The organism is Olsenella absiana, assembly GCF_036408855.1.
Taxonomy (GTDB): domain Bacteria; phylum Actinomycetota; class Coriobacteriia; order Coriobacteriales; family Atopobiaceae; genus Olsenella_K; species Olsenella_K absiana.
The window spans coordinates 287,221-312,122 of sequence record NZ_JAZGJQ010000003.1; the positions used below are offsets into that span (position 1 = coordinate 287,221).

Consider the following 24,902-nt stretch of genomic DNA (forward strand, 5'->3'; position numbering starts at 1 on the left):
AACGTGACAGAAGACTTCGTGTATCTCGACTATGCGGCCTCGGCGCCCATGCGGCCGGAGGCGCTCGCCGCCGAGCGAGCCTACGAGGAGGCGCCCTACGCCGGCGCCAACCCCAACTCGCTGCACACGACGGGCAGGATGGCCGCCCGCGCCCTCGACGGCGCCCGCGCCGACCTCGTGCGCGTCATGGGAGGGCGCTTCCGCCCCTCCGACGTCGTCTTCACGTCCTCGGGCACCGAGAGCAACAACCTCGCCCTCTACGGCCTCGCCGAGGGGATACGCTCGCGCGACCGCTCGCGCTCGCGCGTCGTCGTCTCGGCGATCGAGCACGACTCCGAGGAGGAGGTCATCCCCTCGCTCAGGGAGCGCGGGTTCGAGGTGACCTCCGTGCGGCCGGGGCGCGACGGCGTCGTCACGCCCGAGGCCCTCTCGGAGGCGATGGGCCGAGACGTCGCCCTCGTCTCAGTGATGAGCGCCAACAACGAGACCGGCGTCATACAGCCCGTAGGCGCGCTCGCCCGCGTCGCGCACGCCTCGGGCGCCCTCTTCCACACCGACGCCGCCCAGGCGTTCTGCAAGGTGCCGCTCGACGTGGCCGAGGCGGACGCAGTCACGCTCTCCGCGCACAAGGTCGGGGGTCCCGTGGGCATCGCCGCGCTCGTGGTGAGGGGGAGGTGCCCGCTGCGCCCGCAGTGCTTCGGCGGCGGGCAGGAGCAGGGCAAGCGCCCCGGCACCCAGCCCGTGCGCGCCGCGCTCGCCTTCGCGGCCGCGGCTAGGGCCGCCTCCTCGGACCTCGAGGGGCGCCGTCGCCTCGTGGCCGCCCGCGCCCAGGCGCTCTACGACGCCGTCTGCGCTGAGGGCACGGGCATCGTCCCCACGACGACGGCGGAGATGGGCCCCGGGAGGCTGCCCGGCATGGTGAGCGTCATGGCGCCGGGGCTCGACTCCGAGTCGCTCGTGCTGCAGCTCGACGCCGCGGGCTTCGAGGTCTCCGCGGCCTCCGCCTGCGCGAGCGCCTCACTCGAGCCGAGCCACGTGCTCTCCGCCATGGGGATCCCCCGCGACGAGGCCCTGGGGTCGCTGCGCATCTCGTTCGACGAGCGCGTCGACCCCGCCGACCTCGAGCGCTTCGGCGAGGAGCTCGTGGGGGTCGTGAGGCGGCTCTCGCGAAGGCGCGGATAGCGGGAAGGCCCGGGCGCGCGCCCTGCGCGGCGCCGGGCGAGGAGGGCCGCGCACGCGCGGCGGGACACGAGTACCTTCCGGACGACGGACTAGGGAGTTTGGAGACGATATGAAGGAGACGGAGGCCCTGCTGAGGCTCCAGGAGATCGACCTCGAGCTCATGAGGCACAAGGCGACCCTGGCGGAGATGCCCCAGGCCAAGAAGGTCGCCGCGGTCAAGGCCGCCAAGCGCAAGCTGGCGCAGGACTACAAGCGCCTCTTCGGGCAGCTCAAGGACTGCCGGATGGAGCTCGAGGAGAACGAGGCCAAGCAGCGCGACTGCGAGGAGAAGATCGAGCGCGTGAAGGCCGAGTACTCCTCCGGCGATGCCGGCTTCAGGGCCGCCAAGGACGCAGAGGCGCACCTCACGGCCCTGGCCAAGGGCCACGAGAAGCTCGTCTATCGCCACGGGGAGCTCGCGAAGGAGCAGGGTCGCCTCGAGCGTGCCGAGAGGAACGCGCGCGACCTCGACGCGCGCCTGACCGAGGAGGGCAAGGCCCAGATTGCCTCCTACCAGGAGGAGACCAGGGAGCTGCACGAGACGATCGAGGGGCTCGGACAGGAGCGCGAGCACTGCCTGCGCAACATGACCGAGGACGTGCGCAAGCGCTACGCCGCGGCGAGCGAGCGCTTCGGCGGGCTCGCGGTCGAGCGGCTCCGCGGGAACGTCCCCTCGGTCTGCCGCGTCAAGCTCCAGCCTGCAGCCTACAGCGACCTCGTGCACGGCCCCGCCATCACCGAGTGCCCCTACTGCCACCGCCTGCTCGTGACCGAGGGGGCGCTCGACGATGTCGAGTAGGGAGGGGGCGCCCGAGCCATACCACGCCCTGCTCGTGGTCTGCGGAGGCATCGCGGCCTACAAGGCGGCCGAGGTGACGCGGGGCCTGCAGAAGGAGGGCGTCGAGGTGCGCTGCGTCCTCACCGAGGCGGCCGAGCGCTTCGTCGGGCGCGCGACCTTCGAGGGCCTCACGCGCCAGCCGGTGGGCACCGACGAGTTCTCCTACCCCGACCCCGCCATGCGGATCCCCCACGTCGACCTCGCCGACTGGGCGGACGTGGTCGTGGTCGTTCCCGCCACGGCGAACGTGATGGCCAAGATGGCCGCCGGCATCGCGGATGACCTCGCCACCTCGGCGCTGCTCGCCACACCGGCCGCGACCCCCATCGTCGTCGCCCCGGCCATGAACGTCAACATGTGGTCCAACCCCGCCACCCAGCGCAACCGCGCGACCCTCGCCGCCCGCGGCGTGCGCCTCGTCGAGCCCGTCAGCGGGCGCCTCGCCTGCGGCTACGAGGGCTGCGGCAAGCTCGCGCCCGTGGACGACGTCGTGGACGCGGCCCTCCTCGCCCTCCTCGGGTCCAAGTCCCGGCAGGACCTGGCCGGGGTGCGCGTCCTCGTCACCGCAGGGCCCACCCACGAGGCCATCGACCCCGTGCGCTACATCGCGAACGAGTCGAGCGGGAAGATGGGCTACTCCATCGCGCGGGCCGCGCGCCTGAGGGGCGCCGAGGTCACGCTCGTGAGCGGCCCCACCTCGCTCAGGCCCCCGGCGGGCGTCGAGGTCGTGGACGTGGTGTCCGCGAGCGACCTCCACCGCGCGGCCACCGAGCTCTTCGAGGTGGCGGACGTCGCGATTCTCGCCGCCGCCGTGGCGGACTACACCCCCGCGGCACCGGCTGACCACAAGCTCAAGAAGGCCCGCGAGCGCCTCGACCGCATAGAGCTCGTCGAGACCGAGGACGTCCTGAGGGAGCTCTCGGCCGGGAGGGGACGGCGCGTCGTGGTGGGCTTCGCCGCCGAGACCGAGGACGTCGTGGAGAACGCGGAGGAGAAGCTCCGCCACAAGGGGTGCGACCTCATCGTCGCGAACAAGGTCGGGGGCGCCGACTCCGCCTTCGGCTCCGACACCGACGAGGTCGCCCTCGTCTCCGCCGCGGGCGCCGAGAGGCTCCCACGCCTCGAGAAGGCCCAGGTGGCCGACGTCCTTCTCGACCGCGTGAGGCGTATCCTGGACGAGCGCGCGGGGGACGAAAGGGCATGAGGGAGGAGCGGCTGGTCCTGGGCTGCCACCTCTCCGTGGCGAAGGGGCTCAGCGCCGCGGCCCGCACGGCCGCCTCGATCGGGGCCACGACCTTCGCGTTCTTCACGCGCAACCCCCGTGGCGGCCGGGCGAAGGACCTCGCGGAGAAGGACGTGCGCGGCATGAGGCGCATCTGCGAGGAGGGCGGCTTCGGCACGCTCGTCGCGCACGCGCCCTACACGCTGAACCTCGCCTCCGCCAAGCCGGACGTCGTGCGCTACGGCCGCGAGGCGCTCGCCGCCGACCTAGCGAGGCTCGACGCCATAGGCGGCTGCTACCTCAACCTGCACCCGGGCAGCCACGTGGGGCAGGGGGCGGACCGCGGCATCGAGCTCGTCTGCGAGGGGCTCGACGAGGTCCTGGAGCAGGGCTTCGAGACCCGCGTCCTTCTCGAGACCATGGCCGGCAAGGGCTCGGAGGTGGGCCGGAGCTTCGAGGAGCTCGAGCGGATCATCGAGGGCACGCGCGAAGGCGACGCGCTCGGCGTCTGCCTGGACACCTGCCACGTGAGCGACGCGGGCTACGACGTCGCGCACGACCTGGGCGGGGTCCTGGACGAGTTCGACCGCGTGATCGGGCTCGAGCGGCTTTGCACCCTGCACGTGAACGACTCGAAGAACCCGTGCGGGTCGCACAAGGACCGCCACGAGAGGATCGGGGAGGGCACGCTCGGGCTCGGCTTCTTCGCCGAGCTGGTGCGCGACCCCCGCACGCGCGGGCTGCCCATGATCCTCGAGACCCCCAACGAGCTTCCCGGATACGAGGCCGAGATCGCCCTCTTGAGGCGGCTCGCCTCGGGCGGGGACGCGGAAGGGGGAGCGGGCGACGACAAGGACGACGCCGCGGCAGGCGCCGGCGCCCCTGCGGGCGCAGGCGGATGGTCCGCGGGAGAGGAAGGCTAGGCTTTGGGCATTCTCATCGGCTGCGAGCACCTGTCACAGGAGTGGCCGGGCAAGCGGGTCCTCCAGGACGTCACGATCGGCGTCAACGAGGGGGAGCGGATCGGCGTGGTCGGGCGCAACGGCGACGGGAAGTCGACGTTGCTCGCCCTCATGGCGCGCCAGCTGGAGCCCGACGCGGGGTCGGTCGTCTACCGCAACAACATCCACGTCGGCACGCTCGCCCAGACTGACGACCTCGCCGACGACGACACGGTGACGAGGGCGATCTTCGGCGATGTCCCCGAGTACGCCTGGGCCTCCGACCCCAGGGTCCGCCAGATCCTCGACGAGCTCATGGGCGACGTCGACCTGTCGGCGCGGGTGGGGAGCCTCTCCGGCGGCCAGAGGCGCCGCTGCGACCTCGCGCGGCTCCTCGTGGGGACCTGGGACGTCATCCTCATGGACGAGCCGACCAACCACCTCGACATGCACGCCATCACCTGGCTCGCGCGCCACCTCAAGGGCCGCTGGCCCGAGGGACAGGGCGCGCTGCTCGTCGTCACGCACGACCGGTGGTTCCTCGACGAGGTCTGCGAGCACATGTGGGAGGTCCACGACGGCGAGGTGGAGCCGTTCGAGGGCGGCTACTCCGCCTACGTGCAGCAGCGCGTCGAGCGGCAGCGCCAGGCCCAGGCGACGGAGGAGCGGCGCCAGAACATGCTGCGCAAGGAGCTCAACTGGCTCGCGCACGGCGCTAAGGCGCGCTCGAGCAAGCCGAAGTTCCGCATAGACGCTGCCATGGAGCTGCTCGCCGGCGACCCGCCGGTGCGCGACTCCATCGAGCTCAGGCGGATGGCCGTCTCGAGGCTCGGCAAGCAGGTCATCGAGCTCAAGGGCGTCTCGGCCGGCTATCCCGCCCAAGGCGGCGGCACGCGGACGGTGATCGACGACGTCTCGTGGATCATCGGGCCGGGCGACCGCGTGGGCATCCTGGGCGAGAACGGCGCGGGCAAGTCGACCCTGCTGCGCGTCATGTGCGGCCGCCAGCGGCCGACGGCGGGCACGGTCAAGATCGGCAAGTCCGTCCGCTTCGGGTGGCTCTCCCAGCACCTGGACGGGCTCTCCGAGCGAGACGGCTGGCGCGTCCAGGAGATCCTGGCGCAGTACAAGAAGTACTACGTCGTCGACGGCAAGCCCCAGAGCCCCGAGCAGATGCTCGAGCGGCTCGGGTTCGAGCGCCGCGAGTTCATGACCTACGTGCGCGACCTCTCCGGCGGGCAGCGCCGTCGCCTCGCCCTCCTGCTCGTTCTCCTCGAGGAGCCCAACGTCCTCGTCCTCGACGAGCCGGGCAACGACCTCGACACCGACATGCTCGCCATCGTGGAGGACCTCCTCGACACCTGGCCGGGCACCCTGCTGCTCGTGAGCCACGACCGCTTCCTGATGGAGCGCGTGACGGACGACCAGTTCGCCCTCATCGACGGGCACGTGACGCACGTGCCGGGAGGCGTGGACGAGTACCTGCGCCTCCTCGACGAGCGCGAGCGGGCGCGCGCCGCCGAGGAGGAGGCCGCCGAGCGTAGGGCCGCGGCCGCGGACGAGGGGGCGGTCGCGGGGCGGGCCGCCTCGGAGGGCCTCTCCAACAAGGAGCGCCGCGAGCTCAAGAAGCGCTACGACGCCATCGAGCGCCGCCTGGAGAAGCTCGAGGGGGAGCCGGACCGCCTGCGCGGGGAGCTCGCCGGGGTGGACCCCACCGACTACGAGGCCCTCGTCGCCGCGCAGCGCCGCGTGGACGACGCGGAGGCGGAGATCTCCTCGCTCGAGGACGAGTGGCTCGAGCTCGCCGACCGCCTGGGGCTCTCGTAGCGCCGGGCGTCACGCACCCATACATCCGTTGTATGGGTGCGTACCAGACTCGTCTCCAAGAGCGGGAGCCCGCGACCCGCGCGTGTGATAGGTTCGTATCCGGCGGGGCGCCGCGGCGTGCAGGGTCCGCGGCGCCCCGCCGCCTTGTTGCAAGAATCCTGCCGACGGAGGGCTAGGCCCATGAAGAGGCTGCTCAAGAGGTTCCTTCCCCCCTACAGGGGGCGCATAGCGCTCGGCGTCTGCTTTAAGCTCGTCGAGGTAGTGTTCGACATCCTGAACCCGCTGGTCGTGGCCTACATGATCGACCGGGGCGTGGGCGGGCGCGACGCGGGGCTGGTCCTGCGCTGCGGCCTCCTGCTCGTGCTCTTCGCCGCGGTGGGCTGGTCCTTCACGATGGTCTGCCAGCGCATGGCGGCCGTCGTCTCGCAGGCGACCGGCACGGACCTGCGCCGCGCGCTCTTCGAGAAGGTCAACGAGCTCTCGGCCGAGGACGTCGACCGCTTCGGGACGCCGAGCCTCGTGACCCGCGTCACGAACGACGTCAACCAGATCCAGGTCGCCGTCGCGCTCGGCATCCGCCAGCTCGTGCGCTTCCCGCTGATCGCCGTCGGCGCGATGGTCTCGGCGCTGCTCATCGACTGGCACCTGGGCGTCATCTTCCTTGCCTGCACGCCGGCGATCGGGCTTGTCTTCTACCTCGTGATGAGCCGGTCGGTGCCCTACTTCCGCGTCATGCAGAGAAAGCTCGACAAGGTCTCCCTCGTCACGCGCGAGGCGCTCTCCGGCGTCCGCGTGATCCGCGCCTTCGGTCGCGAGCAGGCGGAGAAGGACCGCTTCTCCGAGGCCGCCTCCGACCAGGCGCAGACCGCGATCGACGTGGGGCGCCTCTCGAGCGTCCTCAACCCCGCGACCTTCCTCGTGATGAACCTCGGTATCGTCTGCATCCTGTGGGCGGGCGGCATCCGCGTCGACGCGGGCGAGCTCACGCAGGGGCAGGTCATGGCCTTCGTGAACTACATGATGCAGACGCTCACCTCGGTCGCCTACATCGCCAACCTCGTCGTCATCTTCACCAGGGCCACGGCCTCGGGCCAGCGCATCATGGAGGTCCTCGACTGCGTGCCCAAGGTCACGGACGAGGGCAACCGGAGGCTCGCTCTGAGCGGGGGCGCGCCCGCGATCTCGCTCGCGGGCGTCGGCTTCTCCTACGAGGGCGCCAAGGTCCCCGCCCTTACCGGCGTGACGCTCGAGCTGGGGCGCGGCCAGACGCTCGGCGTCATCGGCGGCACGGGCTCGGGCAAGTCGACCCTGGCGCGCCTCATCGCGCGCCTCTACGACCCCACGGAGGGCACGGTACGGATACTGGGGCACGACGTCGCCGCCTACCCGTTCGACCAGCTACGCGAGGTCGTCTCGATCGTCCCGCAGCAGGCCTCGCTCGTCTCGGGCACCATCCGCTCGAACCTCTCCTGGAGGGACGAGGGCGCCACGGACGAGGAGCTCTGGGACGCGCTCGAGGCCGCGCAGGCCGCGGACTTCGTGCGGGCCAAGCCCGCCGGCCTCGACGAGGTCGTGGAGGCGGGCGGCAGGAACTTCTCGGGCGGCCAGCGCCAGCGGCTCACCATCGCGCGGGCCCTCGTCGGCTCCCCCCGCATCTGCATACTGGACGACTCCGCGAGCGCGCTGGACTTCAAGACGGACGCGCGCCTGCGCCACGCCCTGCGCGAGCGGGCGGGCGCCATGACCTCCGTGGTCATCTCGCAGCGCGTCTCCTCCGTCATGCACGCAGACCTCATCTGCGTGCTGGACCACGGGCGCATGGTCGGGCTCGGCACGCACGAGGAGCTCCTCGACGGCTGCCCCCTCTACCGCGAGATCGCGGAGTCCCAGCTCGGAGCCAAGGAGGTGGCCTAGGATGCCCAATCCCTACGCGGCAAGCGCGACGGCCTCGGCCGTCATGGCGACGGTGCGCGGCGGAAGCGGCGGCCCCAAAGGGCCGGGCGCCCCGGACGACCTGGACGTGAGCGGCTACGGTGCGGGCGTGGTCCTCAGGCGGGTCCTCGGCTACGTGGGCCCGCACGCCTGGTCGCTCGTCCTCGCGTTCCTGCTCAACGTCGTCTCGGTGCTCCTGCAGCTCTACGCCCCCATCCTCGTGGGGCGCGGGATCGACCGGATCGTCGCGGCGCGCGCCGTGGACTTCGCCGCGCTCGCGCCCGTCCTGAGGGAGCTCGCTGCCGTCGCCGTCGTGGCCGCCGCCACCAACTGGCTCGCGGGCTACCTCACCAACCGCCTCGCCTACGAGACCGTCCGCGACCTGCGCATCGACGCCTACGACAAGCTCCACGCGCTGCCGCTCTCCTTCATAGACGCGCACGCCCACGGTGACTTGCTCTCGCGCGTGGTCAACGACGTCGACCAGGTGGGCGACGGCCTGCTGCAGGGCTTCACGCAGCTCTTCTCGGGCATCGTGACCATTGCCGGCACGCTGGCCTTCATGTTCTCGATCTCCGTCCCGGTCGCCGTGGTCGTGGTCTGCGTGACGCCGCTCTCCATCCTCGTGGCGAGCCTCATCACGCACTTCTCGGCCGAGAGCTTCAAGGCGCAGCAGGGCCTGCAGGGCCGCCTCAGCGGCTACGCGGAGGAGATGATCTCGAACCAGAAGCTGGTGAGCGCCTTCGGGCGGCAGAGGGCCTGCGTGGGGGAGTTCTCGGGCATCAACGACGAGCTCTACGGCGTCGGCGTCAGGGCGCAGTTCGTGAGCTCCTTCTCCAACCCCTCGACGCGCCTGGTCAACAACGTCGTGTACGCCATCGTTGCCATGGTGGGCGTCTCGGCCGTGATCACCGGCTTCCCCTCGACGCTCAGCGTGGGCCAGGTCCAGAGCTTCCTCTCCTACACCAACCAGTACATGACGCCCTTCAACCAGATCTCCGCCGTCGTGACCCAGGTGCAGACCGCGTTCGCCTCGGCGCGGCGCCTCTTCGCGCTGCTCGACGCCACGGACGAGGAGCCGGACGCGCCCGGTGCGGCCGAGCTCGCGGATCCGCGCGGCGAGGTCGCCTTCGAGGGCGTGGGGTTCGCCTACGACCGCGAGAAGGCCGCCCGGGGCGAGCTGCTGCTCCAGGACATCGACTTCAGCATGCCCGCCGGCGCGAGCTTCGCCCTCGTGGGGCCCACGGGCTGCGGCAAGACGACCCTCATCAACCTGCTCCTGCGCTTCTACGACGTGGACCGCGGCCGCATCATCGTGGACGGCTCCGACACGCGCCGCCTCACGAGGAGGAGCCTGAGGGCGGCCTTCGGCATGGTCTTGCAGGACACCTGGCTCTTCGAGGGCACCATCGCGGACAACATCGCCTACGGACGTCCGGACGCCACGCGCGACCAGGTCGTCGAGGCCGCCAAGCGCGCCCACGCCCACAAGTTCGTGGTCCAGCTGCCCGACGGCTACGACACCGTGGTCGGCGAGGGCGGCGGGATGCTCTCCGCGGGGCAGCGCCAGCTGCTCTGCATCGCCCGCGTCATGCTCGCCGACCCCGCGATCCTGCTGCTCGACGAGGCGACGAGCTCCATCGACACCAGGACCGAGCGCCAGGTGCAGCGCGCCTTCGACGAGATGATGGAGGGTCGCACGTCGCTGGTCGTGGCGCATCGCCTCTCTACGATCCAGAACGCCGACTGCATCCTCGTGATCCGCGACGGCAGGATCGCGGAGCGGGGCACCCACGAGGAGCTCCTCGCACGCGGCGGCTTCTACGCCGAGCTCTACCGCTCCCAGTTCGCGGAGTAGCGGGCGGGCCGAGGGCCCTGCCCAGGGGCGGCGTGCCCTCGTCCGCACGGGGCGGGGCCGCACGCCCTTGTCTGCCTGGGGCGCCAGCTAGGCACGACGAGCCAGGCTGGGCTAACATGTCCCCCAGCACGCAAGCCGACACTTTGGAGGAACCATGCCGATAGACGTCAGCACCACCGCGGTGCTCGTGATAGACGAGCTCGTGACGAAGGGCGACGACTCCCTCTACAACCCGTCCGAGGAGGAGCAGCGCGTGGTGGACAACAGCGCGCGCGTGCTCGAGGCCGCCCGGGCCCGGGACCTGCCGGTCGTCTTCTGCTGCGACCAGCACCTCCGCGGCCTTGACCGCGAGCTCGAGCTGTGGGGCGACCACGGCCTCAAGGGCGTCGCCGTCCCCAACCCGCTGCTGCGCCCGGGATCGGGGCGCCGCGAGTTCGTGATCCCCAAGCGCCGCTACTCGGGCTTCTTCCAAACGGACCTCGACCTCACCCTCCGCGAGCTGGGCGTGAGGTGCGTCATCGCGGTCGGCGAGGACACCAACATCTGCGTGCTCCACACCCTCGCCGACGCCTACTTCCTCGGCTACGAGAGCGTCGTGGTGGAAGACGCCACCCGCACCTTCCTGTGCGGGACGCAGGAGGCGGGCATCGAGCACTTCGAGCGCTGCTACGGCTCGAGGATCGTCTCGACCGAGGAGATCGTCTCGGAGCTCGCCGAGGCCGGGGCGGGGGAGTAGTGGAGAAGGACGCGCGCCCCGAGGCGACGTCCGGGGCAGTGCCCGCGACGGTGCCCGCACCTGCGGGCCAAAGGGCGGAGAAGACGGTCGCCGAGACCGCCGCAGAGGTGACCCACACCGTCCTCTACCAGGACATCAACGGCGTGGGGAGGCTCTACGGCGGCCGGCTGATGGAGTGGATCGACGAGGCGGCGGCCATCGTCGCCCGCCGGCACTGCGGCGGGTCCGTCACGACCGCCTGCATCGACCAGCTGCAGTTCCGCCATCCCGCGTACCGCAACGACATCGTGGACGTCGTGGCGCGCGTCACGTACGTGGGAAACACCTCGCTCGAGGTGAGGGTCGACTCCTACGTCGAGGACGTCCGCGACGGCAGCCGCGAGAAGATCAACCGCGCCTTCCTGACCCTCGTGCACGTGGACGAGCTCGGGCGGCCCCGCCCCGTGCCCTACGGGCTGAGGATGCTCACCGACGAGGAGCGCTCGGAGCACGACGACGCGCTCAAGCGGCTCGAGCTGCGCAAGCTCCGCCGCGAGGAGCACTACTAGGTCCGTCCGCCGCGGGGTCGGCCGGCCCGCCCGCCGTGGCGCCGGCCGGCCCCCGGCGGGCGGGCTAGGGGAGCAGGAGCAGGGCCGCCAGCAGGCAGGCCTGCCCGACGCTGTTCGTGAGCTGCTCGACCCAGTTGGACCTCGCGTCCATCTGGTCCCGGTGCGAGCCGAGCCAGCCCATGAGGGCCATGCAGGCGACCCACGCAGCCAGCAGCGGGAGGGCGGGGAGCGAGAGCGCCGCGGCGAGCACGGGGGCCCAGCTGACGCGTGCGGTCAGGAGGCCCGCGGCCATGAGGACGAAGCCTGTGGGCATGGTCATGGCCATCTGGCGGGAGAGCGGCCTCACGTCCTTGTCGGCCAGCGCGACGAGGAGCTTCCAGAGCACCTTCCCCAGGGCGCCGACGGCCGAGACCGCGGCGCCCACGACGAAGAGGGGGCTCGCGACCCGACTTGCGACCACGAGCGCGGAGAGGCAGAAGAGCGCCACGGGGACGGCGTCCGCCAGGGCGAGAGGGAGCGTGAAGCCCTGGGGCGTGCCTTCCGCCCCTGCGCGCCCCCTGGCGTCCGCGCCAGAGCCGGACGGGTGCCTGTCGCCGACGTCGCGTCGCATGGTGCTCCTCCCCAGTCGCTGGGGCCCCGCCTGGCCCGGGGCGCCCGTATTGTGGGATATAGTAACCCCGCGTACGCGCGTCTCGCCCGACGCGAGCCGTCGGGCACCGGAAGGGAGTCACCTGTGCAGTTCTGGATCTTGTTCCTGCTCGCCCTGGCGGTGAGCTCCATAGGCTTCAAGAAGTTCGTCTGGTTCATCTCGCTGGGCTACGGGTTCTCGATCGCGGCCCTCGGCGTCGCGCTCGTCGTGATGTTCTGGGACGCGCTCACGCCGCCCACCGCCCTCATCTGCGCCCTCTTCGTCGCCTACGGGCTCCGCCTCGGCCTCTTCCTGCTGCACAGGGAGCGCTCCTCCAAGGACTACAACCGGGTCATGAGGACGCAGGTCAACGACGGCTCCGGCCTAAGCCTGCCGGTGTGCGTCCTCATCTGGGCGACCTGCGCCCTCCTCTACGCCTGCGAGGTGAGCCCGGTGCTGTTCAGGCTCGCCGCGGGAGGGGCGACGGGGCCCTCGACGGTGGCGGGCGCGCTCGTGATGGTCGCCGGCATCGCGCTCGAGTCAGTCGCCGACCTGCAGAAGTCCGCGCAGAAGCGGCGCGACCCGCACCGGTTCTGCGACAAGGGCCTCTTCTCCTTCGTGCGCCGCCCCAACTACCTCGGCGAGGTCCTCTGCTGGACGGGCGTCTTCGTCTCGGGCGCGACGGCGCTCTCCGGCCTTGCGCAGTGGGCGGCGGCGCTCTTCGGCTACGTCGGCATCGTGTACGTGATGTTCGGCGGCGCGCGCCGCCTCGAGATCCGCCAGAACCGCAACTACGGGGCCGACCCCGCCTACCAGGCCTACGTCAGGGCGACGCCGATCCTCATCCCGTTCGTGCCGCTCTACAGCGTCGAGCGCTTCACCTGGCTCAAGGGCTAGCGCGGGTTTGAGTGCATGCGGGATCGAAGGTATCAGTCGCGTAGAAAAAAGCCGCGTAAGAAAAAGGCCAGGGCACCAAGCCCTGGCCTGAACGCTCGTGGTCGGGTGGACAGGATTTGAACCTGCGACCCCTTGACCCCCAGTCAAGTGCGCTACCAAACTGCGCCACCACCCGAGGTGAGAGACTCTGTCTCGCACAGAAAGACACTCTAACACCCTCGCACGGCAAACGCAACAGTATTTTCTCGCCCTTTTCGCGCTTTCGGACCCCCTCGCCACCACCGTGCGAGAAGTTCTCGCCCGTGTGGGCTAACCTAGGGGTTCCCTGACCGACGGGCCCAGCCCGGGGTGCGGCTCGCCGCCTCCCGCCCTGCCGCGCTCGCGCGAGGCGCCCCGGTCAGCCTCTCCTTCGTTCGTCCGCAGGTCGTGGGGGTCCAGATGTCGCTCGAATCCAGCCAGATTCTCTCGTATTGCGAGGAAGTCACGAAGTTCGCGTCGCAGGGGCCGGTCTCGTTCGGCATCGACGAGTGCGTCGCCGAGGTCGGCTTCGACGCGGTGCGCGCGGGCTACATACCGCACGAGGACGCGCGTCGCCTCATCGACGACTACGTCGCCCGGCCCGGCAGGTCGCTCGACCGCGCGGGCAGGATCCCCATCGCCGTGTCGCTCAGGACCCTCGTCTTCGACGACCCGCGCCGCAAGAGCGCCGGGCTCCTCCTCATCTCGGCCATGCTCGACGTCAACGGCCGCCTCTCCTTCGTGAAGGGCCTGCAGTACCCCTGGATCCCGCTCGACCGGCTGAGCGGGGCCGGCCTCGACGCCCGCACGCTTGTGGTCTCGAGCCTCGAGGAGTACCGCGGCTGGCAGAGGGCGGCCCAGGACCGCTACCGCTCGCTCTCGACCTGGGGCGGCTACGTGGACCTGGCCTGCGCCATGTACGCCGGCATCGCGCACGTGGACGAGGACTACCTCGAGAGCGCGCCCTGCTCGGTCGACGCAAGGACCTGCTGCATCAAGGCGATCCTCACGCTGGACGCCTCGGCCATCCCCTCCGAGGTCTTCGCGGCGCGCCGCCGCTCCTCGATGCCGCGGCCCGACGCCCTGGAGGAGGTGCTCCGCAGGCCGGGCACGCCCGAGCTCCCGGAGCACGTACCCGACGTGGCGGAGGCCGTCTTCGACCGCATCAAGGACAGGCGCGGCAGCATCCAGGCGCTCTCCGGCATGCCCGACGACGCCTACCGCGCGGTCTCGTCTCTCTCGGTGAGCCTGCCCTGGCACCTGGGCGTCGTCGAGGCGCCGATGGGGGAGTGCTCGAGCAGGCTCGCCTGCGCCCTCGCCTGCGCCCTCGTGACCGACGCGGCCGTGCGCGGCGCGGAGCAGCCCCGCGTCGTCCTCGCCACCCCCGACGCGAGGTGGCGCGAGGACCTCGAGCGCCAGCTCTCGCGCTACCTCGGGACGGGGTCGAGCCAGCTCGCGACCCCCTGGGTCCCCGGCCGGAGGGCGGAGTGGTCGCGCCGCCTGCGCGAGGCCTCCTACCTCGACGAGGTCGAGAAGGCCCTCGGCTCGAGGCCCCTCTCGGTCGCCAACGCGGCGATGGTCATCGGCCAGCGGCTCCGCAGGATCGACCAGGTCCGCTGCGAGCTCGTGGACGCCTACCGAGAGATGCAGCTCGCGAGCGACCTCGTGGCGCAGCAGGCCGACGGCCTCCTCTCGCTGGCGAAGCTCCGGCGCGACCTGCTGTGGGCGAACGGGCGCCTCGAGTTCTGGTCGGGCCTGCTCAAGGGCAACCCGCCGCGCAAGAAGGTCCTCTCCTCCGGCCTCGCCTCCCAGCGCGGCATCATCGCCTCCAAGGCGGAGCCGGGCGAGAAGATCGCGCACACCTACGCCAACCTCGACGACGTCTGCCACGCCTACCGCGCGGAGATCGTTGAGCTCGAGGAGAGGATCCGCCTCGCGAACCAGGAGGCCGCCAGGCTGGACCTGAGGATCCGGCAGCACTCCGCCTACGGGACGGTCTGCTCAGAGCTCGTCGATGCCATCGCGGACGCCTGCCGCCTCGACTCCGGCGGGCGCGCCCGCCTGAACGCCCTGTTCGCCTCCGACAACCTCACGCCGCTGAGGCTCGAGCGCGCCCTTGACGCGACGGTGCGCGAGGTGGAGTTCTGGCTCGCGCTGCACCTCTTCGAGGCGCGGGCGTTCGAGTCCGGCGCGGACTTCGCCTGGTGCGAGGTGGTCGCCTACCAGCAGGTGCCCGCCCGCGTCAGCGGGTCGTCGGTGGCGGACCCCATCGACCTGCTCGTCACCCTCGGCTCGGAGCGCATGCAGACGCCGCGCGCGCTCGCCTGCCTCGCGCTCGCCAGGCGCGCGGTCGTGGTCGGCGACCCGTGCGGGCTCAGGCCCAAGTGGGAGTTCGACCCGGCCACCGACCACGGCATCGGGGCGCTCTGCATGTCGGCCGAGGAGTACGACGAGCTCGTGGCGGAGGGCCTCAGCGCCTCGGCGCCCTCGACGCTGCTCGGCTGCGCCACGGCCTGCGCCGCGCGGACTCCCTCGGTCATCCGCGAGCGCGTCACCTGCCTCGACGACGCCCCCGCCGACCTTCGGGCCTTCAGGGCCGACGCCTTCTACGGCCGCGGTGACGCCGCGGCCGGCGCGCCGGCGGCCGCGGCGGGCAAGGAGGGCGCCGCCGACCAGGAGGGCGCCGTGGACAAGACGGCCCTGCCGCCTCTCCAGGTGCACCGCGTCAGGTCCGAGGCGCGCTCGGTGGGGCACAGCCTCAACAACCCCAGCGAGGCAAGGGCGCTCGTGCGCTGGGTGGAGGAGAACCTCGACGCCATAGCCGCGCTCGAGGAGACCCGGCGCGAGCCCGTCGAGGGCACGTCCCTGGGCGACGCGAAGCCCGCGCCCGGCGCCCGGCCGGCGCGTCCCGTCCGCCCCGTGCTCGTGCTGACGCCCTTCACCGCCCAGCGCCACCTCATCGAGGAGGAGCTGCGCTCGGCGGGCCCCGAGGTCGCGCGCAGGTGCGAGGTGGCGACCGTCCGCGAGCTCGGCGCCCGCAGGGCACCCGTCGTCGCCCTCTCGATGGCGGATTCCGTCTCGGGCATCGAGCAGCGCTACTTCGGCGGCGTGGACGCCATACTCGCCGTCGCGAGCGCGGCCGCGAGCGACTGCCTCGTGCTCTTCTGCGACACGGGCTGGGTCGCCGGCGCCACTGGCACGCCCGGCAGGTCGCTGGTGCAGCTCTCGGCTCACGCCTCGCTCGAGGACGGCCCGGCCGACGAGCCCGACCCCTCGGGTGCAGACGCGGCCGCGCCTGCGAGCGGGCGCCTCACGCTGGAGGAGATCCTCCGCGACCTCCGGCGCACGGGCTCCGTCATAGCCGAGGTCGGGCCCGGGGAGGCGTATCGCTGGCTCGAGGAGGACGGCCTCGTCATGCGGGCGCGTGCGCGGAACGGGCGGCTCGCTTGGGTTCCGACCGCACGCGGGCTCGAGGCCGGCATCCGCATCGAGCAGGGCGCCGACGACGGGATGTCCTGCTCCTTCCTGCCAAGCTCGCAGACGTGCGTGCTCGCGAGCGTCCTCAGGCGCACGGAGTAGCCCCCGCCTGCCGCCAGGCGTCCTCGAGGCGCCTCTGACGGCCTCGCCCCCGGGCGGGATTCGGCGTGAAGCCGGGATAAGCGCGAGCCGATGGGATAAGATACCAAGCTGTATGCATCTGCAGGCGCAACGAAAGGCCTCCATGAGCTCCAAGAAAGAAAAGGCGACCTCCACGATCAAGCAGATGGTCGCTCCGGACGCCGCGGAATCCCAGAGGGCCGGCACCACCACGGCGCCGGTCGGCACCTCCGACAACCCCTCGCACAAGGTCTTCACGGTGGCGAACGCCATCACGGCCTGCCGCTTCGTCCTCACCATCGTGTTCCTCGTGCTGTTCGTGAGCCACGAGAACCGCATGGTCGCCCTCGCCTGCTACGCCATAGCGGCGCTGACGGACTTCCTCGACGGCCAGATCGCGCGCAGGACGCAGACCGTGAGCTGGCTCGGCAAGGTCATGGACCCGATCATGGACCGCGTGCTGCTCTTCACGGGCGTGCTCGGGCTGATGGTCACCGGCGAGCTGCCCATCTGGGTCGCCGTCTTCGTGATCGGCCGCGACGCCTACCTGGGCATCGGCGCGCTCGCGCTCCAGCGCTACCGGAAGCGCCCCGTCGACGTCGTCTACATCGGCAAGGTCACGACGGCGCTCCTCATGTTCGGCTTCGTGGACCTGCTACTCGGCGTGCCGCAGCTTCGGCCGCTGGGGCTGGTGGGCGCCTCCTGGCTGCCCTTCCTCAACTCCGAGCCCGCCGCCCTCGGCATCGTCTTCGTGTACGCGGGCGTCGTATGCTCGACGATAACCGCCTGCATCTACACGCGCGAGGGGCTCAAGATCAGGCGCGACGCCCTCGAGGGACAGGGGCGCTAGCATGCGGCTCTCCTCTGCGACGCGCCTGGCCCCGCGCGCCAAGCGGCCGCAGGCGTCCTGCGCCGCCTTCGCGGCCTGCCTTGTCGCGGCGCTCGGCATCCTCATCGGCGTCCTCGCGCCCACGCGCGCCCTGGCCGCAGACGGCCAGGAGGCACCCACGCTCACCGAGGCGCAGGCCGCCATCGTGGTGGACCAGGCGGGCAACGTGCTCTTCTCCAAGAACGCGGACCAGGAGTTCCCGATGGCCTCCATCACGAAGGTCATGACGGCGATCGTCGCGCTCGACTCCGGCAAGTCCCTGGACGACGTCTGCACGATCACCGACGCCAACCTCGGCGGCGAGGCGCAGGCCGCCGGCTACGTGGAGACCGACACCCCGACCTTCCGCGAGCTGCTGAACGCCATGCTCGTCTACTCGGCGAACGACGCGGCCTACAACGTGGCCGTCAACGTCGCCGGCTCGGAGGCGGCCTTCGTCGAGCGCATGAACGCGAAGGCGCAGGAGATCGGCATGACGCACACGCACTTCGTGAACAGCCACGGCCTCGAGGACGACGCCCACTACTCGAGCGCGGAGGACCTCGTCAGGATGGGCCGCTACGCCTTCGAGAACTACCCTCTCATCTCGCAGACGGTCCACCAGACCTCGACCGTCGTCACCGCCAACGGCACGAGCACGCGGCTCTACTCGACAGACGCGCTCATGGGCGTCTACCCGGGCATGCGCGGGATAAAGACCGGCAAGGTCTCCACCGGCACGACCTTCCTCGGGGCCAGCGAGCGCAACAACGTGCAGCTCTTCACCGCCGTGCTCGGCTGCACCACGGACGAGGGCCGCTTCACGGACACGCGGAGCCTCATGGACTGGGCCTACCAGACCTACCAGCAGCGCCTGGTCGCGCGCACCGGCTGGACGCTGGCGCTGCACCCGTACGCCTACGACCTCGGCCTCAGGGTGGCGGAGTCGCCCATGCTCGACGCGACCTTCTCCGTCTGGCCCGACGGCGGCTACCTCTCCTACACCACCACGCGCCTCTGTGCAGGCTCGCTCCTCGAGCCCGGCGCCCTGACCGGCGCCACCACGTGGGAGCAGTCAGGACGCACGCTCGGCAGCGTCGTCCTGGGGACCTCGCGGCTCGTGAGGCGCTCCTCGTGGCCGGTCTTCTCGCTCCCGCTCTTCTCCGAGACCGAATACGGCGCCAGCTAGCGACAGCAGAGAAGGACCTGCCACGGCAACATCCGTCACCAACCTGCGAGGCGATCGTCCCATGTCCCAAGAGCGCGACTTCTCCCGTGCGCCCGGCTCGGCGCGCATATCCGTCCTCTACGAGGAGCACCTCCTGCTGAGCGCGACCTTCGGGGACCGGCTCGCGTCGCGGCCGCCCGTCCCGAGCGCCTACGGCGACGGCGTCGGCGAGCGCGACGCGCTCGAGCGCGGCACGGCCCTCTCCGACCTGTCGGGCCTCTCGTGCCTGCTCTTCAGCGGCCCCTCCGCCACGGCCTTCGCCCACACCGCCTTCGCGGGACGCGAGCTCGCGGTGGGGGAGTGCGCGTACGAGTGCGTCCTCATGGGGGACGGGAGGCTCGCCTCGGTGCCGCTCCTCGCGCGCACGGGCGACGCCGAGTTCGCCGTCCTCGACGCCTCGCCGCGCGCCCAGCTGCTCGCGTCCTGGCTCTCCTTCCTCGCCAACGTCGAGAGCGACGGGGTGGAGCCCTTCTCGGACCTCGTGGCGGAGAACGTCACGGGATCCCTCGTGCCGCTCCTGCTCGCCGGTGCTGACGCCGAGCGGGTCGCCTCCGACTACCTGCTCGAGGGCGCCGCGCTGCCCGCGCGCGGGCAGATCCGCAGCATCGCGCTCGACGGACGGATAGCCTCGCTCGTGGCGCGCGTGGACCCCGCGGCCGCTCGCGCCGCAGGCGCCCCCGCCTACCTGCTGCTCGTCCCTCCAGACGACGCGCGCGCCGTCTGGAGGAGCCTGCTCTCCTTCGAGAGCGTGGCGCCCGTGGGCTCAGAGGCGCTCCGCCAGCACCTCGCAGACCGGCTCCCGTGGGCCTCCTGGCTCGGGGTCGGCGGCGGGGACGGCGCCAAAGCCGGCGCGGAGGGCCCCCTGGCGGCGCGCGACCTCGTGGCCGCGGGGCTCGCGCGCCCGCAGATGGACTTCGTGGGCGCCCGCGGGCTCGCATAGGGCGCGCTTGTGGAAGAATCGGCTCAGCATCGGCTCGGGCCCGGCGGAGAGGCGCCGGGCGGCCCACGACAGCGAGGTGACGCATGAAGTACGCGATAAGCGCCGCGGACGTGCCGGACGCGCTCGGACGCTACTCACAGGGGACGACCGCCGGCAGGCTGATCTTCTCGGCTGGCCAGGTAGGCAGGGACGCCGAGGACCCGGACGTGCTCGTCGACGGAGGGCCGGTCGCCGAGTGCGAGCGCATCTGCGACATCTTCGAGAAGCTCCTCGAGGAGGTGGACTGCTCCCTCACGGACGTGGCGGCGATTACTGTCTACCTCACCGACCTCGACTACGCCGACGCGGTCGACGCAGTCCTGGGCAGGCGCTTCGGCACCCCGGGCCCGGCGCGAACGGTCGTGGAGGTGAGCGCGCTGCCCATGGCGGCCCGCATAGAAATGGACTTCGTCGCCTGCCGATAGCGCTATCATTGACTCACTACGCAAATTTTGAGGGGAGCCACGCAATGCCGACCAACAAGGACAACATGGGTGCGACCGAGATATTCCGCATGCCCTCCGCGGATTCCACGGTCCCTGACCTGATGGGCGAGAACGCCCTGGTACACCCGACCCTTACCATCGTGAAGGGGCCCTCGACCGGCCAGGTCTTCGAGCTGGACGAGAGCGACATCACGCTCGGGCGAGACCCCAAGAACAGCGTCTTCCTGAACGACATGACGGTCTCCCGCAAGCACGCACACATCGACCTCACCGGCATCGCCTCCGGCTACGCCTCCATCGAGGACCTGGGCTCCCTCAACGGTACCTGGGTGGACGGCGCCATCGTCAACAAGGCGCTCCTGAAGGACGGCTCCACGATCCAGATCGGCACCTTCCGCATGATCTTCCACACCAACCGCCGTCCCAAGAGGGTCGAGACGGGCGCGTAGATATGCCCGACGCCGGATACGTGACAATCGGCAAGGTCGTGAAGCGGCTTCAGGCCGAGTACCCCGACCTCTCAGTCTCCAAGGTGCGCTACCTTGAGGACGAGGGTCTGCTCACCCCGTCGCGCACCTCCGGCGGCTACCGCCTGTACTCCCAGCACGACATCAGGCGCCTCGAGGCCATCCTCTACCTGCAGAAGAACCGCTTCCTCCCGCTGCAGGTCATCCGCGAGGAGCTCGACAAGGCGGACGCCGGCGAGCCGTCGCTTCTGGACTCGCTCAACCGGGTTGACGCCAGCACCACGCCGGTTTCGGGGCCGTCCCCCCTCGCGACCCCGCTCCCGACCTCGCACACGGCCGTCGAGGACGTCGACTCCCAGGACGTGGTGGAGAAGTTCCACCCCATCAACCACGTCCCGGAGCTCATCGGCGTGCCGGTGAGCTTCGTGCGCCAGCTCTCCGAGGCGGGCGTCATCACGATGCGGCGCTCCCCGCGCGGGCGCGACCTCGTGGACGGTCGCGACTTCGCCCTCATCCGCGCCTGCAACGAGCTCGGCCGCTACGGCATCCAGCCCAAGAACCTCCGCTGGTACGTGCAGGCCGCCAACCGCGAGAGCGGCACCTTCGAGCAGGCCCTCGTCTCGTTCGGCGCGCGCAGGGGCGGCGGCGTCGAGGCCGAGGACACGCCCGAGCAGCGCCAGCAGTTCGACAACGCGCTCAACAACATGCTCGCCCTGACGGACGCCGTCAGGGACACCCTCATACGCAGGAGGCTCAAGAGCCCGCACGACGGGCCCGAGACCAGATAGCCGCCCCGGGCGGCTCCCGAACCGCCAGGCGACAGTCCCTGTCCCGGCGCGCGCGGGGCTGCCCTCGGGACTTGCACGAACCTCGCACGGGACGCTCGCGACCACAGAGAAAGGAAGACCCTTGTCCAACTTCGAGTTCGAGAACCTCATCGTCAACATCCCCGACTACCCCGAGCCCGGCGTCATCTTCAAGGACATCACGCCCCTGCTCGCCGATCCCCAGGGCCTGGCCGCCGCCATCGACCAGATCTCCGACCACTTCATGAAGGCGGGCATCACCAAGGTCGTCGGTGCCGAGGCTCGCGGCTTCCTCGTGGGTGCGCCCGTCGCATATCGCCTGGGTGCCGGCTTCGTCCCCGCGCGCAAGCCGGGCAAGCTCCCGCGCGAGGTCTACTCCCAGGAGTACGCGCTCGAGTACGGCACCGACGAGCTGCAGGTCCACAAGGACAGCATGGGCCCGGACGACAAGGTCCTCATCGTGGACGACCTCGTGGCCACCGGCGGCACCGCCGTCGCCACGGCCAAGCTCATCGAGCAGACCGGCGCCAAGATAGTGGGCTTCTCCTTCATCCTCGAGCTGTGCTACCTCAACCCCCGCGAGGAGATAGCGAAGGAGTACCCGCAGGAGGTCTACACCCTCATCGACGTGCACTAGCGCAGGACATGAGCCACGGGTCGCCCCTCGGCGGAGAAGGGCGACCCGTGGTGTTTTCTTGGCCGGGCTTCAGATGTACTAGGATGTGAGGAACTGTAGGCAGGGAGAAAGGCGCATCCATGCGTTTTTGCAGGCGACTCGTCGTCTCCATCTCGGCGGCGGCAATCATCGCGGCTGGCATTGCACCAACCAGCGCGCTCGCCGAGGACCTCGACTCCGCACGCTCCTCGCTCGACGCGTACGGCCGGAGCCTCTCGGACTACCAGACCGCGCTCTCGACGAGCTCGGAGGACCTCGAGGGCATCAAGGGACAGATCTCGCAGAAGCAGCAGGAGATCGACGACACGCAGGCTCGCTACGACGCCGTCAAGGCGCGGCTCTCGGAGCGCATGCGCGCCAGCTACATGGATGGCAATACCACCATGCTCGACGTGGTCCTGAGCTCCGACAGCTTCGAGCAGTTCGTGAGCAACGTCTACTACCTCTCCAAGGTCAACCAGAACGACAAGAGCACGCTCGAGCAGACCAAGGCGCTGAGCGACCAGCTCTACGCTGAGAAGTGCGACCTCGACGCCCGAGAGGCCGCGGCCGAGCAGGCCGTCGCGGACGCTCAGAAGATGGCGGACGAGTACTCCTCCAAGCTCGCCGAGGTCCAGTCCTACTACAACGCGCTGCCAGACGACGTGAAGCAGGCTATCGCCGACGAGGTGCAGAGCCGCGCCGCTGCGGACGGGATCCAGACGACGAGCCAGGGCGTGGTTACGGACACGCTGCTCAACGCCGTGTCGTCCGTGGCCCAGGCCAACTACCGGCAGGCCGAGGCGAGCGGTGACTACTCCAAGGTCCAGGGGGATGCGGCCATCTCCACGACGGCTGGCGCGGTCAGCGCGGGCGGCGGCGACGCGAGCGTCTTCGCAGGCTCCGCTGGCCAGCCCTCGGGCGGCTCCGCCTCAGGCTCCGGCTCCTCGAGCGCGAGCAGGGGCTCCGCAGGGTCGTCGGGCTCCGCGGGAGGCTCCTGGCTCGACCGCGCGAACTCCTACCTCGGCACGCCCTACGTCTACGGGGGGTCCAGCAGCTCCGGCACGGACTGCTCGGGCTTCGTCAACCTCGTCTACGGCGGTTCGCGTGGGCGCACCACCTACGACATGATGAGCTCCGCGCAGGGCGACGGCACCTGGCACACGGACTTCGACAACATGCAGCCCGGAGACGTCATCATCACGAGCGGTGGCAACCACGTGGGCATCTACGCCGGCAATGGCAAGATGTACAACGCCACCAAGCCGGGGGAGGACGTACGCCTGAGCGACCTCACGTACTTCGACAAGGTCGGCTACATCCCGGGCTCCCAGTACTAGCCGCGCGCTCGCGGGGAGCTGGCCTCGCCTGAGTGGCGGGTTCGCCGAGAAGAACCCACGCTTGCCACGGGAGGCGCGGGGTGCTACATTAGTCCTTGCGCGTCGACGAGACGCATCCGGGTGGTGGCGCAGTTTGGTAGCGCACTTGACTGGGGGTCAAGGGGTCGCAGGTTCAAATCCTGTCCACCCGACCAGGAAATGCAAGGTCAGAGGCTTAGGCCTCTGACCTTTTTCTTTCTTGAAGCAAGGAGGGGGCCGTTTTGCACCAAGCGTGCACCAAATCTGGGCCCTCTCTTGCACCAAAGCGCGAATCGCAAGCGGTAGCTGGTTTGGCAAGCTTGCATAATATGGAATCCTATTCTTGATAGGCAAATGTTCGTGGCGAGGGCAGCATCCCTCTACTGCCATTTCGGGGGTAATGATGAATGAGCCCATAGAAGACCCGGGCATTTCCAAAGGATACATGGTGCGTAAACTCATCCGTAGGAGGGAGATTGAGGGCACTCGCTGGTGGATTAGAGAGTTCGACTTGGAGAGGCGCCTTGCCGTCACCTTCGACAACGTTCTTTACCGACGTAAGAACTACCAGCGTGCGTTCTTCATGAACGCCGACGAGGACATGCGTGCCTTGCTTGACGATGCTGACTATGAGTGGTGGACGAAGCAGAAGGGCCTCTCAGTCGACCGCACTCCAGCTGATATGCGGGAGCTGATGACTCCTTTCGGCCCGTTCACCTTCGAGTCGGGAGGGGTTTCCCTGCCCCTAAGGGTTACGGACGAGACTGCAGAGGCATTCACGGTATATCGCCATGATGACCGTCCCTGCGGTTCGCCGGACAGGGTGTATCTTGTCGAGGCCGACATATCAGATTTGTCGGTCGGAGATGTTGCCGCCCCGAAATGCGGTTTCTTATCGCTCGAAATCGCGGACTGTGGGAGCGACGAGCGCGTAGATTACGAGGTACATACCTCAGAGGGATTCACCATCGGGTTCGGGTACTACGACGACGAGGAATACATCAACCACACCGGAAGCCATGTTGCACTCCTCCTTGGGTGGGATGGAAACCGTCACATAATCGATGAGCTTAGCCGTGTGGGTGCTGACGTTCCGGAGGAAAACCTACGGGGTAGCGGATATCTAGTGGTTAGGGACCCCCAAGAACAAGGTGCAAAGAGCTCGATTCCCTTCCGGCTCGCCTGGCGTAAAGGAGCTGATGACTTGAGCGTGGACATCGTGGCATGGTCGGCGTGCTGGGGTGCATGGTGATAAACGGCTGTGTGGAACCCCAGCATGAGACGCTACGGTCACATGATTAGCCGCGCATTATCGGAAAGCATGGCTCCGGTCCCTATGGGGTTTTAGATTCATATTCTTGATGCGTGACGGAGGCGTCACGCCATGGGGGCAAATCGTCACGCAATGGGCCGGACTTCGTCACCCTAACGCCCTCATCGCGTGACGAGTCCCCGTTAGTGGGTGACATCTTGTCACGGAATGAATCGTGGAGAATCGAACGTGTGACGCCATGGTCACACATTGCCTCCCGATTGCGTGACGGTGTCATCACACGTCGCGTGAGGGTGGACTCTCTTTAGGCGTTGGCGTGATTGTTGACGCCGGGCGATAATCGCCACCGGGGACTGCGGTGGGAATCTTGGACCAAGAAAAGGTTACACGGAGGACCGCATGTACAGCACAGAGCAGCGCAAGCTGGCAATCGAGATCTACATCAAGTTCGACCTGAGCGCGGCTGACATCGTCGCCCAGCTGCCCCCGCTCAGGGAGGTCGCGAGGCCCGCGGACTGGCCGGCATCGTGGTCCATGGTCCCGGGGGAGGGAGAGTAGG

The 24,902-nt window shown here is 69.8% G+C and carries 22 protein-coding genes and 2 tRNA genes; 22 read left to right on the forward strand and 2 right to left on the reverse strand.

The genetic code is table 11. The features are described from left to right. Positions 1-3: 3 nt before the first annotated feature. The 9 genes from VXJ25_RS04740 (at position 4) to VXJ25_RS04780 (ending at position 11,123) form a co-directional block, all read left to right on the forward strand. Positions 4-1,182: a cysteine desulfurase family protein gene (locus tag VXJ25_RS04740; protein WP_330958060.1), complete on the forward strand. Its 1,179-nt coding sequence runs from the start codon at positions 4-6 to the stop codon at positions 1,180-1,182. A gap of 109 nt (positions 1,183-1,291) precedes the next feature. Continuing rightward, complete coding sequence (locus VXJ25_RS04745) at positions 1,292-2,020, forward strand: zinc ribbon domain-containing protein (RefSeq protein WP_330958061.1); 729 nt, start codon at positions 1,292-1,294, stop codon at positions 2,018-2,020. After that, positions 2,010-3,263 carry a bifunctional phosphopantothenoylcysteine decarboxylase/phosphopantothenate--cysteine ligase CoaBC gene (coaBC, locus tag VXJ25_RS04750; RefSeq protein WP_330958062.1) on the forward strand — a complete coding sequence of 418 codons (1,254 nt, stop codon included), beginning with the start codon at positions 2,010-2,012 and terminating at the stop codon, positions 3,261-3,263. Before VXJ25_RS04745 ends, coaBC begins: the two co-directional genes overlap by 11 nt. Then, the gene (locus VXJ25_RS04755) at positions 3,260-4,204 is read left to right on the forward strand and encodes a deoxyribonuclease IV (protein WP_330958063.1); all 945 of its coding nucleotides are present in this window, start codon (positions 3,260-3,262) and stop codon (positions 4,202-4,204) included. The genes coaBC and VXJ25_RS04755 overlap by 4 nt, the downstream gene beginning before the upstream one ends. Positions 4,205-4,207: 3 nt before the next feature. Continuing rightward, complete coding sequence (locus VXJ25_RS04760; RefSeq protein WP_330958064.1) at positions 4,208-6,049, forward strand: ABC-F family ATP-binding cassette domain-containing protein; 1,842 nt, start codon at positions 4,208-4,210, stop codon at positions 6,047-6,049. A 180-nt stretch (positions 6,050-6,229) separates the two neighbouring features. Next, the gene (locus VXJ25_RS04765) at positions 6,230-7,963 is read left to right on the forward strand and encodes an ABC transporter ATP-binding protein (protein ID WP_330958065.1); all 1,734 of its coding nucleotides are present in this window, start codon (positions 6,230-6,232) and stop codon (positions 7,961-7,963) included. A gap of 1 nt (position 7,964) precedes the next feature. Next, positions 7,965-9,839: an ABC transporter ATP-binding protein gene (locus tag VXJ25_RS04770; RefSeq protein WP_330958066.1), complete on the forward strand. Its 1,875-nt coding sequence runs from the start codon at positions 7,965-7,967 to the stop codon at positions 9,837-9,839. 154 nt (positions 9,840-9,993) lie between these two features. Beyond that, complete coding sequence (locus VXJ25_RS04775) at positions 9,994-10,575, forward strand: cysteine hydrolase family protein (protein ID WP_330958067.1); 582 nt, start codon at positions 9,994-9,996, stop codon at positions 10,573-10,575. Next, a complete protein-coding gene (locus tag VXJ25_RS04780; RefSeq protein ID WP_330958068.1) occupies positions 10,575-11,123 on the forward strand; it encodes an acyl-CoA thioesterase in 549 nt (182 codons plus the stop codon). The genes VXJ25_RS04775 and VXJ25_RS04780 overlap by 1 nt, the downstream gene beginning before the upstream one ends. 64 nt (positions 11,124-11,187) lie before the next feature. Here the strand turns inward: VXJ25_RS04780 and VXJ25_RS04785 are convergent, their stop codons facing one another. After that, on the reverse strand, positions 11,188-11,733 hold the full coding sequence (locus tag VXJ25_RS04785; RefSeq protein WP_330958069.1) for a hypothetical protein: 546 nt from the start codon (positions 11,731-11,733) through the stop codon (positions 11,188-11,190). Positions 11,734-11,856: 123 nt separating this feature from the next. Between VXJ25_RS04785 and VXJ25_RS04790 the strand changes: the two genes are divergently transcribed. Beyond that, positions 11,857-12,648, forward strand: coding sequence for a DUF1295 domain-containing protein (locus tag VXJ25_RS04790; RefSeq protein WP_330958070.1), 792 nt, complete (start codon positions 11,857-11,859; stop codon positions 12,646-12,648). A 98-nt stretch (positions 12,649-12,746) separates the two neighbouring features. On the opposite strand, the gene VXJ25_RS04795 is transcribed toward VXJ25_RS04790, so the two are convergent. Beyond that, positions 12,747-12,823: transfer RNA gene (locus VXJ25_RS04795), tRNA-Pro, on the reverse strand. Positions 12,824-13,086: 263 nt separating this feature from the next. Here VXJ25_RS04795 and VXJ25_RS04800 point away from each other — a divergent pair. The 12 genes from VXJ25_RS04800 to VXJ25_RS04855 all read left to right on the forward strand — a co-directional run bounded on the left by VXJ25_RS04800 (position 13,087) and on the right by VXJ25_RS04855 (position 24,901). Then, positions 13,087-16,245 (forward strand): hypothetical protein, encoded by a 3,159-nt coding sequence (locus tag VXJ25_RS04800; protein WP_330958071.1) that lies wholly within the window; start codon positions 13,087-13,089, stop codon positions 16,243-16,245. 142 nt (positions 16,246-16,387) lie between these two features. Beyond that, positions 16,388-17,113 carry a CDP-alcohol phosphatidyltransferase family protein gene (locus tag VXJ25_RS04805; protein ID WP_330958072.1) on the forward strand — a complete coding sequence of 242 codons (726 nt, stop codon included), beginning with the start codon at positions 16,388-16,390 and terminating at the stop codon, positions 17,111-17,113. Between the two features lies 1 nt (position 17,114). After that, complete coding sequence (locus tag VXJ25_RS04810) at positions 17,115-18,320, forward strand: D-alanyl-D-alanine carboxypeptidase family protein (protein WP_330958073.1); 1,206 nt, start codon at positions 17,115-17,117, stop codon at positions 18,318-18,320. A 61-nt stretch (positions 18,321-18,381) separates the two neighbouring features. Then, a complete protein-coding gene (locus VXJ25_RS04815; protein WP_330958074.1) occupies positions 18,382-19,299 on the forward strand; it encodes a hypothetical protein in 918 nt (305 codons plus the stop codon). 83 nt (positions 19,300-19,382) lie between these two features. Continuing rightward, entirely contained in the window at positions 19,383-19,763 is a 381-nt protein-coding gene (locus VXJ25_RS04820; RefSeq protein WP_330958075.1) for a RidA family protein, read from the forward strand. Positions 19,764-19,807: 44 nt separating this feature from the next. Beyond that, the gene (locus VXJ25_RS04825; RefSeq protein WP_330958076.1) at positions 19,808-20,233 is read left to right on the forward strand and encodes an FHA domain-containing protein; all 426 of its coding nucleotides are present in this window, start codon (positions 19,808-19,810) and stop codon (positions 20,231-20,233) included. Positions 20,234-20,235: 2 nt separating this feature from the next. Beyond that, entirely contained in the window at positions 20,236-21,039 is an 804-nt protein-coding gene (ftsR, locus tag VXJ25_RS04830) for a transcriptional regulator FtsR (protein WP_330958077.1), read from the forward strand. 121 nt (positions 21,040-21,160) lie between these two features. Next, entirely contained in the window at positions 21,161-21,694 is a 534-nt protein-coding gene (locus VXJ25_RS04835) for an adenine phosphoribosyltransferase (RefSeq protein ID WP_330958078.1), read from the forward strand. Positions 21,695-21,813: 119 nt separating this feature from the next. Next, positions 21,814-23,052, forward strand: a complete 1,239-nt coding sequence (locus VXJ25_RS04840) for a C40 family peptidase (RefSeq protein WP_330958079.1) — start codon at positions 21,814-21,816, stop codon at positions 23,050-23,052. Between the two features lie 117 nt (positions 23,053-23,169). Next, positions 23,170-23,246 (forward strand) — tRNA-Pro (locus tag VXJ25_RS04845). A 227-nt stretch (positions 23,247-23,473) separates the two neighbouring features. Next, on the forward strand, positions 23,474-24,322 hold the full coding sequence (locus tag VXJ25_RS04850; RefSeq protein WP_330958080.1) for a hypothetical protein: 849 nt from the start codon (positions 23,474-23,476) through the stop codon (positions 24,320-24,322). Between the two features lie 420 nt (positions 24,323-24,742). Beyond that, positions 24,743-24,901, forward strand: coding sequence for a hypothetical protein (locus VXJ25_RS04855; protein WP_330958081.1), 159 nt, complete (start codon positions 24,743-24,745; stop codon positions 24,899-24,901). The last annotated feature ends 1 nt before the right edge of the window (position 24,902 follow it).

Excerpts from the sequence above, each read along its gene's own strand:
- VXJ25_RS04825 (WP_330958076.1), top strand. The coding sequence starts at position 19,808 with ATGCCGACCAACAAGGACAACATGGGTGCGACCGAGATATTCCGCATG.
- VXJ25_RS04775 (WP_330958067.1), top strand. The coding sequence starts at position 9,994 with ATGCCGATAGACGTCAGCACCACCGCGGTGCTCGTGATAGACGAGCTC.
- VXJ25_RS04805 (WP_330958072.1), top strand. The coding sequence starts at position 16,388 with ATGAGCTCCAAGAAAGAAAAGGCGACCTCCACGATCAAGCAGATGGTC.
- ftsR (WP_330958077.1), top strand. The coding sequence starts at position 20,236 with ATGCCCGACGCCGGATACGTGACAATCGGCAAGGTCGTGAAGCGGCTT.
- VXJ25_RS04770 (WP_330958066.1), top strand. The coding sequence starts at position 7,965 with ATGCCCAATCCCTACGCGGCAAGCGCGACGGCCTCGGCCGTCATGGCG.
- VXJ25_RS04840 (WP_330958079.1), top strand. The coding sequence starts at position 21,814 with ATGCGTTTTTGCAGGCGACTCGTCGTCTCCATCTCGGCGGCGGCAATC.
- VXJ25_RS04785 (WP_330958069.1), bottom strand. The coding sequence starts at position 11,733 with ATGCGACGCGACGTCGGCGACAGGCACCCGTCCGGCTCTGGCGCGGAC.
- coaBC (WP_330958062.1), top strand. The coding sequence starts at position 2,010 with ATGTCGAGTAGGGAGGGGGCGCCCGAGCCATACCACGCCCTGCTCGTG.
- VXJ25_RS04755 (WP_330958063.1), top strand. The coding sequence starts at position 3,260 with ATGAGGGAGGAGCGGCTGGTCCTGGGCTGCCACCTCTCCGTGGCGAAG.
- VXJ25_RS04815 (WP_330958074.1), top strand. The coding sequence starts at position 18,382 with ATGTCCCAAGAGCGCGACTTCTCCCGTGCGCCCGGCTCGGCGCGCATA.
- VXJ25_RS04850 (WP_330958080.1), top strand. The coding sequence starts at position 23,474 with ATGAATGAGCCCATAGAAGACCCGGGCATTTCCAAAGGATACATGGTG.
- VXJ25_RS04745 (WP_330958061.1), top strand. The coding sequence starts at position 1,292 with ATGAAGGAGACGGAGGCCCTGCTGAGGCTCCAGGAGATCGACCTCGAG.
- VXJ25_RS04800 (WP_330958071.1), top strand. The coding sequence starts at position 13,087 with ATGTCGCTCGAATCCAGCCAGATTCTCTCGTATTGCGAGGAAGTCACG.
- VXJ25_RS04820 (WP_330958075.1), top strand. The coding sequence starts at position 19,383 with ATGAAGTACGCGATAAGCGCCGCGGACGTGCCGGACGCGCTCGGACGC.
- VXJ25_RS04810 (WP_330958073.1), top strand. The coding sequence starts at position 17,115 with ATGCGGCTCTCCTCTGCGACGCGCCTGGCCCCGCGCGCCAAGCGGCCG.
- VXJ25_RS04765 (WP_330958065.1), top strand. The coding sequence starts at position 6,230 with ATGAAGAGGCTGCTCAAGAGGTTCCTTCCCCCCTACAGGGGGCGCATA.
- VXJ25_RS04855 (WP_330958081.1), top strand. The coding sequence starts at position 24,743 with ATGTACAGCACAGAGCAGCGCAAGCTGGCAATCGAGATCTACATCAAG.